The organism is Mucilaginibacter ximonensis (assembly GCF_042686265.1).
Taxonomy (GTDB): domain Bacteria; phylum Bacteroidota; class Bacteroidia; order Sphingobacteriales; family Sphingobacteriaceae; genus Mucilaginibacter; species Mucilaginibacter ximonensis.
Genome location: NZ_JBHUPD010000002.1, coordinates 396,786 through 410,761, shown reverse-complemented (window position 1 = coordinate 410,761; position 13,976 = coordinate 396,786). Strand labels below are relative to the sequence as shown.

General features: G+C 44.4%; 10 protein-coding genes and 1 tRNA gene. 6 read left to right on the top strand and 5 right to left on the bottom strand.

Translation table 11 applies throughout. From position 1 onward, the window contains the following. Positions 1-152: 152 nt before the first annotated feature. Positions 153-3,386, top strand: a complete 3,234-nt coding sequence (locus ACFS5N_RS09300; protein ID WP_377184569.1) for a SusC/RagA family TonB-linked outer membrane protein — start codon at positions 153-155, stop codon at positions 3,384-3,386. Positions 3,387-3,408: 22 nt separating this feature from the next. Continuing rightward, positions 3,409-4,965: a RagB/SusD family nutrient uptake outer membrane protein gene (locus ACFS5N_RS09295; protein WP_377184567.1), complete on the top strand. Its 1,557-nt coding sequence runs from the start codon at positions 3,409-3,411 to the stop codon at positions 4,963-4,965. Positions 4,966-5,049: 84 nt separating this feature from the next. Here the strand turns inward: ACFS5N_RS09295 and ACFS5N_RS09290 are convergent, their stop codons facing one another. Next, on the bottom strand, positions 5,050-5,952 hold the full coding sequence (locus tag ACFS5N_RS09290) for a S66 peptidase family protein (RefSeq protein WP_377184565.1): 903 nt from the start codon (positions 5,950-5,952) through the stop codon (positions 5,050-5,052). Between the two features lie 118 nt (positions 5,953-6,070). Here ACFS5N_RS09290 and metG point away from each other — a divergent pair, with 118 nt between their 5' ends. The 4 genes from metG to ACFS5N_RS09270 all read left to right on the top strand — a co-directional run bounded on the left by metG (position 6,071) and on the right by ACFS5N_RS09270 (position 10,321). Beyond that, positions 6,071-8,137 (top strand): methionine--tRNA ligase, encoded by a 2,067-nt coding sequence (metG, locus tag ACFS5N_RS09285; RefSeq protein ID WP_377184563.1) that lies wholly within the window; start codon positions 6,071-6,073, stop codon positions 8,135-8,137. Between the two features lie 87 nt (positions 8,138-8,224). Next, positions 8,225-8,296 (top strand) — tRNA-Arg (locus ACFS5N_RS09280). A gap of 273 nt (positions 8,297-8,569) precedes the next feature. Beyond that, positions 8,570-9,421 (top strand): helix-turn-helix domain-containing protein, encoded by an 852-nt coding sequence (locus ACFS5N_RS09275; RefSeq protein WP_377184561.1) that lies wholly within the window; start codon positions 8,570-8,572, stop codon positions 9,419-9,421. Between the two features lie 63 nt (positions 9,422-9,484). Then, positions 9,485-10,321, top strand: a complete 837-nt coding sequence (locus ACFS5N_RS09270) for an NAD-dependent epimerase/dehydratase family protein (protein ID WP_377184559.1) — start codon at positions 9,485-9,487, stop codon at positions 10,319-10,321. A gap of 106 nt (positions 10,322-10,427) precedes the next feature. On the opposite strand, the gene ACFS5N_RS09265 is transcribed toward ACFS5N_RS09270, so the two are convergent. From ACFS5N_RS09265 to ACFS5N_RS09250, 4 genes are all read right to left on the bottom strand, one after another. Further along, entirely contained in the window at positions 10,428-10,706 is a 279-nt protein-coding gene (locus ACFS5N_RS09265; protein WP_377184557.1) for a hypothetical protein, read from the bottom strand. A gap of 253 nt (positions 10,707-10,959) precedes the next feature. Further along, positions 10,960-11,406, bottom strand: coding sequence for a hypothetical protein (locus tag ACFS5N_RS09260; RefSeq protein ID WP_377184555.1), 447 nt, complete (start codon positions 11,404-11,406; stop codon positions 10,960-10,962). A gap of 11 nt (positions 11,407-11,417) precedes the next feature. Then, positions 11,418-13,346: an RHS repeat-associated core domain-containing protein gene (locus ACFS5N_RS09255; RefSeq protein ID WP_377184553.1), complete on the bottom strand. Its 1,929-nt coding sequence runs from the start codon at positions 13,344-13,346 to the stop codon at positions 11,418-11,420. Positions 13,347-13,526: 180 nt separating this feature from the next. Beyond that, positions 13,527-13,976 carry a hypothetical protein gene (locus ACFS5N_RS09250; protein WP_377184551.1) on the bottom strand — a complete coding sequence of 150 codons (450 nt, stop codon included), beginning with the start codon at positions 13,974-13,976 and terminating at the stop codon, positions 13,527-13,529.

The following is a 13,976-nucleotide window of genomic DNA, read 5'->3' as shown; positions in this document are numbered from 1 at the left end:
AATACATAGTACTAAAAAAATTAAAAATTATGAATGCGGCAAAAAATATTTTTAAAAAACTTTGGTTTTTTGTTGAATTTATTTGCGTTTTTGATACCTGTACACTACTTTTATAATTAATTAACTATTAACTGATCTTATTATTAACAAACATGAAAAAACTTCTACTAGTAAGTTTGTGTTTCTTGGTGTTATGCGTAACACAGGTATTTGCACAAAACCGTACTATTACTGGTACGGTTAGTGGCCAGGAAGACGGCCAACCCATCCCGGGAGTTACAGTAAAAATCAAAGGAACCAATGTTGGAGTTCCTACCGACGTAAACGGTAAGTACTCAATCAATGCACCGGCAGGTTCAACGCTTGTATTTTCTTTCGTATCCTACCTGTCGCAGGAGGTTGCTGTGGGTGACAGGAGCGTTATTAACGTTTCATTGGCCCAGGATAACAAGCAATTGAATGAAGTGCTTGTTATTGGTTACGGCCAAACTACCAAACAGGCTTACGTAGGTTCTGCGCAATCTGTAAGTGGTGAAGAGCTGGAGAAAAAGCGCGTAGATAACGTTACACAGGCATTAGCGGGTGAAGTAGCGGGTGTGCGTGTGGTTAATACCAGCGGACAGCCTGGTACTGTAGCCACTGTACGTGTACGTGGTTTCGGTTCAATCAACGGTAACCGCGATCCTCTGTATGTATTAGACGGTGTTCCGTTTAATGGCGACCTTAACTCGATCAACCCAGACGATGTAGAGTCAACCACTGTATTAAAAGATGCGACTGCAACTGCAATTTACGGTTCTCGTGGTTCTGCTGGTGTAATCCTGATCACCACTAAAAGCGGCAAAAACAAAAAACCTTATGTTGAAGCTAACGTAAACTTTGGTACCAACAAAAACCTCATCCCGCGTTACAATGTAATCACTTCGCCAGAGCAATATGTTGGTTTAGCTTGGGAAGGTTTATATAACCAGGCTCGTGCTCAAGGCGCGGCTGATCCTGTTGCTACTGCAAACGCAAACTTATTTGACGTTGACGCAGGTGGTTTCGATGCTTCTTACAACATCTGGAACTTAGCAGGTAACGTACTTGTTGATCCGGCAACCCGTATGGTAAAATCTAGTGCAGTGCGTAAATATACTCCGGAAAAATGGGCTGACTACGCCTTTCAATCGGCCGCTCGTACCGAAGCTAACGTAAGCTTAGGCGGTGGTACCGATAAAGGCGGCTATTTTATGTCATTAGGTTATGAGGATAGCAAAGGTTATTCAATTGCGTCCGACTTTCAACGTTTGACAGGTCGTTTAAACCTGAATAGCCAAATCAAGCCTTGGTTAGAAGCAAAAATGACTTCAAATTTTGCACATTCTAAGCAAAATGTTGGTGGTCAAACCAGCGACTCCGGTAGTATCTTCTGGTTTGTTGATAACATGCCTCCTATTTATGGCTTGTTCCTAAGGGATGCTAACGGCAACAAAGTTACTGACCCGATTTTCGGCGGCTATCAATATGATTATGGCGAAAACAACCGTGGTTTTGCCGGCTTAACCAACTCTATAGCCGATACTAAATACAATACTAACAGAAACGATAAAAATGAATTTAGTGGCAGCGCTGCTTTAAACGCTACTATTATTCCTGGTTTAACTTTTGAAAACAATTTTGGTTTTCAATACTATGATCAGTTGAATACTCAAAGAACCAATAAATATTATGGTTCTGCTGCTTCACAGCACGGTTCAATTTTCTTAGACAGAGATATCGTTACTAACTGGGACCTGACTGACCTGGTTCGCTACAGAAAATCATTTGGTGATCATAACTTCGAAGCTTTTGCTGCTCACGAAGCAACCCGCTGGGCTCATAACAACCAACAGGATTATAAATATAATTTGGTGTTAAATGATTCCGAGTCATTGAATAATGCAGTTGTTAGTACTCCGGCTTCATCATACACTGAGGCAAATGCTCTTGAAAGCTATTTCGGCCAGATCGATTATAACTATAAAGAAAAATATTTCTTGCTAGGTACTATCAGAAGAGACGGTAGCTCTAAATTTGTAAATCAAAAATGGGGTACTTTCGGTTCAGTTGGTGCGGGCTGGTTAATCTCTTCTGAAGATTTCATGAAAGATCAAACCATCTTCCGTTCCTTAAAATTAAAAGCCAGCTACGGTATTATTGGTGATATTGGCGGTGTTGGTAACTATGCCGGTTACACCACTTCGACTATCGCTAATAGTAATGATAACATTTCATTGTCTGCACCTACTCCTGGTAATCCTAACTTAACCTGGGAGTCTTCAAAATCATTCAATGCAGGTGTTGAATTTGAAGTTGGTAACTACTTAAGCGGTACTGTTGAGTACTACATAAAAAATGCAAGAAACCAGATATTCAATGTTAGAACCCCTATATCTGATGGCTATGCTACTTTAACCAAAAACGCAGGTGGTTTAAGAAACTCTGGTCTTGAATTTGACTTAACCGGTCATATCCTTAGAACCAAAGACTATCACGTAGATTTGAATGTTAATGGCGAGATCCTGAAAAACAAAATCACCAAAATGCCTATTGATCCTTCAACAGGTAAACAACAAACTATTAGTCCTCAAGGTAACTATGGCTGGTCTGTTGGTCATTCAATCTATGACTACTACATCAGAAAAGCCACAGGTGTTAATCCGGCCGACGGTAAACAAACCTGGGATGCATACTATGTGGATCTTAATGGCGATGGCCAGGCAAAATCGGGAGCTATTGAAACCGGTGCAGGTGAGTATGTGACTAATTTAACAGCGTACTTAGCAGCGCACCCTGAAAATGCTAGCAAGATTAAAGAAACTACTACAGAAACATTTACCAATGCTGCTTTACAATATACTGGTCAATCAGCTATTCCAAGTGTTCGTGGCGGTATCAACCTGACTGCTGGTTATAAAGGATTTGATGTATCAGTTCAGTTTATTTATAGCTTAGGTGGTTACGGATATGATTCTGCTTACCAAAGCTTAATGGCGAACGGTACGACTGGTAACAACAACTGGTCAACTGATATCTTGAAAAGATGGCAAAATCCTGGCGACAAAACTGACGTGCCAAGATTGTCAAACAACTATGATGTTAACTCAACAAGCACATCAACCCGTTGGTTAATTAAAGCAAATTATCTGCAGTTAAATAACGTTCGCCTAAGCTACACCTTCGGTAAAGGTATGACCAGCAAATGGGGCGTGAGCAACTTAGGTATATTTGTTTCTGGAGACAACCTATGGCTAGCAAGTGCGCGTAAAGGTTATAACCCTAACATTGCAGATAATGGTGTAACCAGCCAATATAACTATGCTCCGTTGTCAACTTTATCAGCAGGCTTAAACGTGAAGTTTTAATTTCTAAACAGAGATATAAGTGATGAAAAATTTTAAATTATATATCAGCGCACTTGCTGTGATGGCATTTGCAACTAGCTGTAAAAAATCGTTCCTGGACGAGCAGCCGAACCAGGTTGTAACAACGGTACAGGAATCGGCCGAGGTTAAGAAAGACCCATCGTTGCTTGACGCCCGTATTTCAGGTCTTTATACTACTATGTACGAAGACGGCACTGGTGGTACCACTAACCATGATGACTTTGGTCAAAAAGGTTATGATATTTATTCAGATATGTTGTCGGGTGACATGGCGCTTAGCGCATTAACCTACGGCTGGTATGGTGGTATTGAAAAACGTACAGATACCAAGAATGCCGTTGCTAATGGCGATTACGAACCTTGGCGTTATTACTACAGAGTAATTTATGCTGCCAACACCGTTATAGACATTTTAGGCGGTAACAATGCAACGCTGAGCAATTCTGACCTTAAACACTATATGGGTCAGGCTAAAGCAATGCGTGCCTATGCATACTTTTACTTAGCGAACCTGTATCAATACAACGGTTATGGTGATGGTACTGAAAAAGTGTTGCCTATATTAACCAGCGCTACAGATGATAGCAAGCCAGCTAGTACGTCTGCCCAGGTTTATACCCAAATTATCGGAGATTTAAATGACGCAATTACATTATTGGGTGATTACACCCGCCCAGATAAAGGCCACATTGATGTTAACGTTGCTAAAGGTTTATTAGCTTACGCTTTAGCGGCAAGAGGAACCAATGCTGATTTACAACAAGTAGAAACTTTAACTTCTGACGTATTGGCGAAATATCCCTTAACGACAGCTCAGCAGGTTGTTTCTAACTTTACAGGGGCTAATTCTGCAACTAATGCCGGTTCTGGTTTCAATAACTTGGCTACACCAAGCTGGATATGGGGTGCTGACATTACTTTGTCAAGCGGCCTTGACTTGGTATCTTGGTGGGGTCAAGTTGACGTATTTACCTACAGTTATGCTTGGGTAGGCGATGCTAAAGTTATTGACCAGAATTTGTTAGCCGCTATGAAAGATACACAACATAGTGGTGTTGGTGGTGTTACTCCGGATATCAGACAATATCAATTTGTTAGCAATAGCCGTGGTTTAATTCCAATCAACAAATTCTTTGACCCGGGACGTACAATTGGTGGTCAGCGTAACATTACAACAGACTATATTTACATGCGTGCCGATGAGATGGAATTGTTGAATGCTGAGGCTCACGTGCGTTTAGGCGATGATCCGGGTGCAAGAACAGCTTTAAAAGCGTTATTAGCTAACAGATACCTTACATCTGCTGGTTATGCTTACATAGACGGACTGAGCGGAAGTGCTTTAGCTAATGAAGTTTATCTGCAAACCCGTATGGAGCTATGGGGTGAAGGTAAATCATACTTATCGTTAAAGCGTAATAAGTTGAGCGTTACCAAAGGGCCTAACCATAAGTTAACACTGGATCAAATTGGTGTGACAATTCCTTACAATGATCCTGGAATTACTTTCGTTACGCCATCTGCTGAGTACTTGTATAACTCGAATCTTCACAAATAATAAGTAAGATACAATTGATTAGTAAAAAGGGGGCCTGTTTATCAGGCACCCCTTTTTAGTTTATGACAGAAATTTCGATATAGGTTACCGGGTGTAACTAATCTCAACTGTTTCTGTATTTACGACCATATGGATATCTCGCCCCAATATTAGCGCACGATTATCAGGAACATGCCCCGCCGGGAAATCAAAACAAACCGGATAACCATAGCCTTTAACTACATCTATCACAATCTCGGCAACCGTTTGGCCAAAAGGAATGTCATTGTCTTTAATCTCTGTAAATCCACCTACAATGAGCCCGGCCAGGTTTTTCAATTTCCCCGCCCGGTCAAGCGTTCTGATCATGCGGTCAATCGCGTACAGGTACTCGCCTACATCTTCTATGAATAATATTTTGCCGTCATATTTAAAATCGGACACTGAGCCCGTAGCGGCGACCAATAAACTTAAATTACCGCCAACAAGTACACCTTCAGCTTCGCCGGCTATAAATTTGTCGTGGGGTTTATAACGGTAAGACACCTCATGCCCAAACAAGATGCTTTTAAGCGTTTGCAGCGACTTTGTCGAAGCGTCTGGAATGTTTATAGGCATTTGCCCATGGATGGTTTGGAGGCCGTAGTTAGCCCATAAATGAGCATGTATCAAAGTAATGTCGCTAAAGCCGACTAACCATTTTGGAGCACGTTTTAATGGCTCAAAATTCACCCCGTCAATCATCCGGATGGTGCCGTAGCCGCCCCGGGCCGCAATAATGGCCTTAATGCTGTCGTCCTCGATAAAACGTTGCATATCGGCTGCCCGCATATCGTCATCGCCCGCAAACTGATGATAACTGGCATTAACTGTATCGCCCAATACCACCACCAGGCCCCACGATTCAAGCAAAGTAATAGCATCTGTCATGGGCTTTGGCAGTTTCTTTGCGGGGCAGGTAATGGCAATTTTATCGCCTTTTTTAAGATAGGGTGGCGTTATACTCATGTCAAAATTTGAGGCTGGTGTCGCTTAAATCTTTTGTTTTGAACTATCTGGGTAGTTGTTACCAAACATCCTCAACAAAATAATTTATCTTTGCCAAACTATAAAAATACTGTAATAATTGGAACCAAAAAATTATAAACGATATACTGTAACCGCTGCATTGCCCTATGCCAACGGCCCCAAGCACCTGGGGCATCTGGCCGGCGCATACATCCCCGCCGATTTATATGTGCGATATCAGCGCCTTAAAAACCGCGACGTGGTTTTTGTTTGCGGTAGCGACGAGCACGGTACCGCCATTGCCAATCAGGCCATGAAAGAGCATACCACGCCACAGGCTATTATCGACAAATATCATGAGTTAAACAAAAACTCATTTGCGCAGATGGGTATATCATTTGATATTTATCATCGCACCAGTGCACCTATACACCACCAAACCGCTCAGGACTTTTTTACTAACCTTAACAACAAGCACATTTTTGTTGAGAAGGAAGAGGAGCAGTACTATGACGAACACGCCAAAGCTTTCCTGGCCGACCGGTATATTGTAGGCACCTGCCCAAACTGTGGTAATGAAAACGCTTATGGCGACCAGTGCGAGAAATGTGGCACCTCATTAAGTCCCGCAGAGCTTATTAATCCACGATCGACGCTAAGTGGCAACAAGCCCGTACTAAAACCAACCAAACACTGGTATTTACCTTTGGATAAGTACGAAGGCTGGTTGAAAGAATGGATATTAAAAGGTCATGCCAAAGACTGGCGGACTACTGTTTACGGACAGTGCAAAAGCTGGATTGATGGCGGCCTGCACCCTCGCGCTGTAACCCGCGACCTTGACTGGGGAATTAAGGTACCTGTTGAAGGAGCAGATGGAAAAGTTTTGTACGTTTGGTTTGACGCGCCAATTGGTTATATATCTGCCACCAAACAATGGGCCATTGACCATGGTAAAGATTGGGAGCCATACTGGAAAGATCAGGATACCAAGCTGGTACATTTTATAGGTAAGGACAATATTGTTTTCCACTGTATTGTGTTCCCGGTGATGCTTAAAGTGCATGGCGATTATGTACTGCCCGAAAACGTTCCGGCCAACGAGTTCATGAATCTGGAAGGCGATAAGATGAGTACCAGCCGCGGCTGGAGCATCGAAATGCATGAGTACCTGGAGGACCTTCCGGGTAAAGTTGACGAGCTGCGCTATTACCTTACCGCGATAGCGCCTGAAACCAGCGACAGCGAGTTTACCTGGAAAGACTACCGAGACCGTGTAAATAACGAGTTAGTGGCCATATTAGGTAATTTTGTTAACCGTGTGATGATATTGATGCACAAGTTTTACGAAGGTAAAATTGAGGCAACAACCGACACCATAAACTTTACCGATAAAGCACTAAGTGAAGCGGTTGGCGGGTATTACGATGAGATGGAGGCGAGTTTTGAGGCCTACAAATTCAGACAGGCTCAACAAAACATGATGGAGATTGCCCGCCTGGGTAACCGCTACCTGACCGAAAAAGAACCCTGGAAAACCATTAAAACTAACCCTGACGAGGCTAAGGATGCCTTGCACAACTGTGTGGTGCTGATAGGCCATTTGGCTGCCTGCCTGCAGCCTTTTCTGCCGGGCACCGCCAAAAAGATCTTTGGGATGTTGAACTGGCCTAAGGAGACCGTAGCATTTGACGAGGAGATTGTGTTTGCTAACGGCCATCAGCTAAACCCGGCTGCGTTGTTATTTGAAAAAATTGAAGATGAACTGATTGAGCGGCAAGTTCAAAAATTGATAGACAAAAAAACTGCTATTGAGGGCCCGGCCAAAAGTGCGGAGCAACCGGTAACCCCGGCGAAGGAAAATATCAACTACGACCAGTTCTCTGCTATGGATATTCGAATAGGGACTATCCTGGCTGCCGAGAAGGTTGCGAAAACTAAAAAGCTTTTAAAATTGACTATTGATACCGGTATTGACCAGCGCACGGTAGTATCTGGCATTGCTGAACATTTCGAGCCCGAAGGTATCATCGGACAGCAGGTAAGCATTTTGGTAAATCTGGAGCCCAGAGAAATTAAGGGTATACTGTCGCAAGGTATGATACTCATGGCTGAAAATGCCGAGGGAAAGCTGACATTTGCTGCCCCGTTACATTGGATGCCTAACGGCTCTACGGTACGGTAATTAAATTTAAAGAATAAACATGAACCGGCGTCGACTAAAAAGCACGTCGGTTTTTTGTATATATTTGCCAAGTTTAAATTAAGATCAGGCCCCGTAGTTCAACGGATAGAATAGAAGTTTCCTAAACTTTAGATATGGGTTCGATTCCCGTCGGGGCTACTTAAAGAGGCACACTTTCGAGTGTGCCTTCATTTTTTTATATCAATACGCGTTTGATAACTGGATGCTTATAACAGAACCGGGTATAGTTCGACAAATTCCTGACAGCTTTTTATGGGTTATTTATAAGTCGAAGAGGTTAGATTTTAGTCAAAGGCCAACTATTCTTTAGTTCGGCATTTCCTTTAGGTTAGCTATATCTAATTTTAGATTTTAATATTCTTTTACTATTGTTCATCACATTGCCAGGTTTGATTTTGTTAACTTTGTGGCATGACAGATGAAATCCCGGGTGTAAATATGGACGACCTGCGGCTGAAAGGCTTCCGAGTACATGCCATGCAGGCCTCGCAGGAACTCCCGCTGCGCCGCGGCAGGCGCGACTTTTATAAAATGGGCCTGGTTAACGGCGATCTGACCGTCCAATATGGCGGGGAATTGCTGGAGCTCAAGGGCACTGTGTTGTTCTTCGTCAACCCCAAAGTGCCGCATTCGGTGGTTAGCCGCGTAAACCGTACAAGCGGATACGCCTGCCTGTTTACCGAAGCTTTTATGAACAGCCGCGAACTGCAGGATTCGCCACTGTTCCGTGCCGGCGACAAACCCGTCATCCCACTCGACGCTGCACAGGCCGCTTTCATGGATAGCATCTTCCGCAAAATGCTGGCGGTTTACCAGGAAGACTATCCTTATAAAAGCGACCTCATCCGCAATTGCATTTCCCTTATCCTGCACGAAGCCTTGCGTATCCAGCCGCCTAAACAGGCCACGGCTTTTCAAAACGGCGCGGGCAGGGTGACGCATTTGTTTCTGGACTTGCTGGAAAGACAGTTCCCGATCGAGCGGCCGAATGAGCCGCTGCGGCTGCGGAACCCACAGCAATTTGCAGACAGGCTATCCCTGCACGTCAATTACCTGAACCGTGCGGTCAAATCAGTCACGGGCAAGCCAACCTCGGCCCACATAGCCGCGCGCATCGCCGCCGAAGCCAAAGCGCTTTTGCAGCACACCGACTGGAGTGTGGCAGATATAGCTTATGCACTGGGTTTTGAATACCCGGCCTATTTCAATAATTATTTCAAGCGGCTCACCGGTGTCACGCCCAATGCATTCCGTAAGGTTTGAAATTCATAGTTTTTGGTTTGATTATCGATTGTACGCACGAGCCGTTTCGGGCAATTTTGTGCTATGAAAATACTAGTAACAGGCGCAACAGGAAAAGTCGGCAGCCGCCTGGTGCCGCGTCTTTTAGCCAAGGGCTATGATGTCACCATTTTAATACGCGATGCAGCCAAAGCACTAGCCGGTACCCGGGTGGTCGTCGGCGATTTATATGAACCTTCTACACTGCCCGCGGCAGTAGCTGGCATGGATGCCGTGATTCACCTGGCAGCGTTATTCCGCACTTTTACGGATAACGAGGGTATTATCAAAACCAATCATTCTGGTACAGTCGCTTTGGCCCAGGCTGCGCTGGACGCCGGTGTAAAACGCTTTGTTTTTGCCAGTACCGGCAACGTTTACCATGCCGGCTATGGTCATCCCGCCAAAGAAACCGATCATGTCGATATCAACGACCCGGGTGCCTATGCGGCCAGTAAGATCGCCGCTGAACAGGAATTGCTGCAACTGCACCCTGACGTAAGAATCTTACGTTTAGGCTTTGTTTACGGCGACCGCGACCCGCACATCGAAGAGATCATGCCAGTTCTCAAGCAGTGGAAACGACACCCAGGGTACAGGATGCATATGGTCCACCACCTGGATGTCGCGCAGGGCTTACTGATCCTGCTGCAACAGGAGGGGTTGAACGGCGAGATCTTCAATATCGCCGACGATGCGCCCATCAGTTTGTATGAATTGGCCGATTCTGTGGGAAAGGCGGCGGAAACTTTTGACACGGAGCCCGGCCCCTTGAACGATGCCTTCGAAGGGGTGGTGGATAGCTCCAAGCTACGCAGCCGCACCGGTTTCCGGCCGCTGGTGCCAAGTTATTACGTGGCGCGTGATATGGACCTGTTGTAAGTCGCAATATGACACGGAGTTAAAATGCCAGAATCGCAGCCGGTTCCTTTTCATGAATGAGCATATGCAAACAGGATTTCCGAAGGGTATTCCCAGCGGAAATCCTTCATTGGTTAGTAGCGTAACCCTGCCCGTCGGTAGTAACACCCGGTTTACCCGAAGCCTCGATCTTGTTGCGCCAGGTCATGCCCGAGATATTGCCGTTATACTGCGGCGTAGCGCCCGACAGCGGCGAGGTCTCATAATACGTGATCGATTCGCCAAACAGCGCATTGGGGTCGGTTTGCGTGATACCGTCGTTGGTGAGCGTGCCATTGTTGATATTGGTGACCCAGCCTTTGATGTTATACGGGCGTTCCCGCCGACCGGCGGTCGTGCTTTTCACTCATACGCCTGCAGGCCTTAGGCGCATTGGCCGGTATCCGTCGCAATCACTAACGCGGCTGGCCTGTTGTTTTGTGTCACGTGAGAGTGAAACAGATGAAATAAGAAAAATGACTTTTATGCCTTTTGCCGATTGGTATAAGTTAACAAAGCCAGTATTGTACCGGCTTTGTTAACTTATTAAACGCAGACGAGCTGAAATAACAAAGCGAGCCTGCTTGCGGTAGAAAGGCTACTTAAGTTGAGACGTTTCACTAACTTTTTATTTCAATTTTAAAAATCAGATCGTCAAAATCATCGTCCGGATAACCATCATTGCAATAATAGGTTCTTATGTCGTCTTCAACTTCTACATGCAAGGCACCACCATTGTGCCAGTAATGAAGCATACCATCTTCTGTTTCCCATACATTATAGATAATTAGCGTTTTATCTTTTGAATTTACGCTCAATTCAAACTCAGCAGGCGCCGTATCCTCCCAAAACACTACTTTGTTCTCGGCTGTTTTATTATTTACTTCGAAGTGGCCTTTCGTCTTTAAAATCAAACCTTGTTTCCATATGCTATCCGTAGCTAAAAAAAATATTTTAATTTTTACTTGACCAAAAATCAAATTGATTTTATCTATCATTTTAATTTCCTTACCGTTATAAGTAATTGGCTGTCCTTTAGATGCCATAAATAATTCTTCAAATCCCATTGCTCATTATTTTAATGTCTAAATATATCTATCGCTCGGTGTTCATCAGGCCACAACTTGATAAATTCAAATAATCCTCCTTTTCTTTGCGGTATAGGAGAATGATGCAATTCCATACTTTCCAGAATTCCTGTCTCTGGATTAAATCTTTGAGGTGCTAAGCCCTTTTGCATTCTCGCAACATTTCCTTCAGAATAACTACCCGTATTTAATAATGCCTCATTTTTCCAAAAACGTTGTCTCACAGTACTCCAACCTGGAATCTTTCCCCGCGATGTTAGGTTGGTAATAGGATCACCAACTTTCCAGCCTCGCGTTTCCACCACACCATGATCAGCAACATTCTCCGCCACAGCTTTAAGTTCAGTTGCATCACCTAAAGTTACGATATTCGTGGCTGTACCGACAAAGGCGCGTTGTATTTCTCTTGGGGCTGCAAAGTTCCCGTTTATGTGCCTTACCTCGCCAAATGGCCAAAAGATCGATCTAGTAGTGACATAGGCATCATCAGCCGCGTCATAAATTGTTCTATTAATCAGGTTGGAGCTTCTGAAACGATCGGTTATCCCCGGCTGCCATTGTGTGACTGTGGAATTTTGCGGAGCCGGTATGCCAATATGCGGTTTGGGCATAGAGGTCCAGTCCTGTACGGCTACCACCGTGTTTCTGATGTCGAAGGCCTTTGCAGCTTTTTTTCCTTGGAAGAAACCTGATAAAAGGCCCAAACCCCAACCTGTTGGATAAGCAGCGCCTGTGCTACCGCTGCTAAAGCTTCCGGTAGGGCCGCTCCATTTTGATGGATTTAGCGAACCCCCGTTCGGCTGCATCCCGTCAGGGTCAATTAAATTCATCGGGTTATTCTCCACATACCCATAAGGCGTTTCATCTTCAAAACTCACCGCCAACGGGTCCATCGACATCCACCTTGCAAACTTTGGATAATACTGCCTGGCCCCAAAGTCATAGGTGTTCAGGTCGAGCTCAGACTGCAGCTCCTTGCCACTATACTGGTATAAATCAACCGGCGAGATGGCATAGTTTATGGTCGTATCGCCCATGGTCTCACCAAACGGATAATAATTTTGCACCTGGCTAAGGTTAACCGTGCCGTTATGCTCCACCCTGAAGTTTACCCGGTTATTGAAAAGGTGATCCTGAAGGTTATATTCGTATTTATAACCACCGACACCTGTATTTACGATTCTACCTTCTGCCATGGCTACACTTTCTATCTTGCCGTCTGTAGCAAGGGAGGTGGTGGCCGTTACCTCAGCATCTTCAATGTAATGCCTTTGGCTGGTTACTGTGCCGCCTACTATCAGTTGTTTGTAGAGCTTATTACCCGCGGCATCATAGGTAAACACCAGTTTGCTGCTGCCTTTATAAACGGTATCCACCAAATCCAGGTAGTTATAATGCAGGGTAATACCGTTATAGGTATCGGCCGTCATATTGCCATTACCGTCATAGCTGAATGTCCCCATTACCGGGTGCAGCACATTATCATAAATGCTGGTTAGCTGATTACCATAGGTGCCGTACGTATAAAACAGGCTATTGAGCGCAAAGCCGTTTTTATCGCTGCGGTCGAGGCGGTTGATGTTGCCCATCTCGTCGTAGCCGGTCACTTGTTCCTTAAACGCGTTGCTGGCGTTTGGGCTAAAGCTGCTGCCGCTTTGGGTATAGTAGTCAGCTTCGGTGAGCCGGTTTACATTGTCGTAGTCGATAGTATAACCCTGCCCGCCGGTAGTAACACCCGGTTTACCCGAGGCCTCAATCTTGTTGCGCCAGGTCATGCCCGAGATATTGCCGTTGTACTGAGGCGTAGCGCCCGACAGCGGCGAGGTCTCATAATAGGTGATCGATTCGCCAAACAAGGCATTAGGGTCGGTTTGCGTGATGCCGTCGTTGGTGAGTGTGCCGTTGTTGATATTGGTCACCCAACCTTTGATGTTATACGGGCGTTCCCGCCGACCAGCGGGCCGTGCTTTCCACTCATACGCCTTCAGGCCTTACGCGCATAGGCCGGTATCCGTTGCAATCACTAACGCGGCTGGCTGCAAATCACAAGCGTGGTGCTTGAGATATAGTATGGGTCATCTTTTCCTCGATATCTTATTCTAATTCAAGATATTTTGCAAATCTATTTTGAGTTGCTCGATATTTGTATCGAGTTTTTTTTTCTTTACGACATTTTCAAGTAAATCTAACTTCTGCAAAATGGATTGCTTTAAAAAGATGCAACGAACCTCTTCTGATTTACTGAAAAAATTTTCATTGTCTACTATAATTGGAATACCGATTGACTTTTCATTTTTACGGTACGACTCTATGTCTTTTATGCTATTTAATTCAATTAACGTTGGTTTTACGTAAAATTGAAGCAATATCAACCTCAAATCGTCACCATAATCCACATATTTAAGCTTTTTTAGTTTCGCGTCAACTTTATTTGCGCCCCATATGTAAGGACTAAACGTTTTATCTAAATCAGCAAAGTCTTCTTCAATTAAATTTGGATCAAACCCAATTTTCATAAAACAACGGAAAATGCTATCATTAACTTCCAT

What these genes read in the sequence shown, in the direction of transcription:
- ACFS5N_RS09300 (WP_377184569.1), top strand. Translation starts at nt 153, where the DNA reads ATGAAAAAACTTCTACTAGTAAGTTTGTGTTTCTTGGTGTTATGCGTA.
- ACFS5N_RS09295 (WP_377184567.1), top strand. Translation starts at nt 3,409, where the DNA reads ATGAAAAATTTTAAATTATATATCAGCGCACTTGCTGTGATGGCATTT.
- ACFS5N_RS09290 (WP_377184565.1), bottom strand. Translation starts at nt 5,952, where the DNA reads ATGAGTATAACGCCACCCTATCTTAAAAAAGGCGATAAAATTGCCATT.
- ACFS5N_RS09275 (WP_377184561.1), top strand. Translation starts at nt 8,570, where the DNA reads ATGACAGATGAAATCCCGGGTGTAAATATGGACGACCTGCGGCTGAAA.
- ACFS5N_RS09270 (WP_377184559.1), top strand. Translation starts at nt 9,485, where the DNA reads ATGAAAATACTAGTAACAGGCGCAACAGGAAAAGTCGGCAGCCGCCTG.
- ACFS5N_RS09260 (WP_377184555.1), bottom strand. Translation starts at nt 11,406, where the DNA reads ATGGGATTTGAAGAATTATTTATGGCATCTAAAGGACAGCCAATTACT.
- ACFS5N_RS09250 (WP_377184551.1), bottom strand. Translation starts at nt 13,976, where the DNA reads ATGGAAGTTAATGATAGCATTTTCCGTTGTTTTATGAAAATTGGGTTT.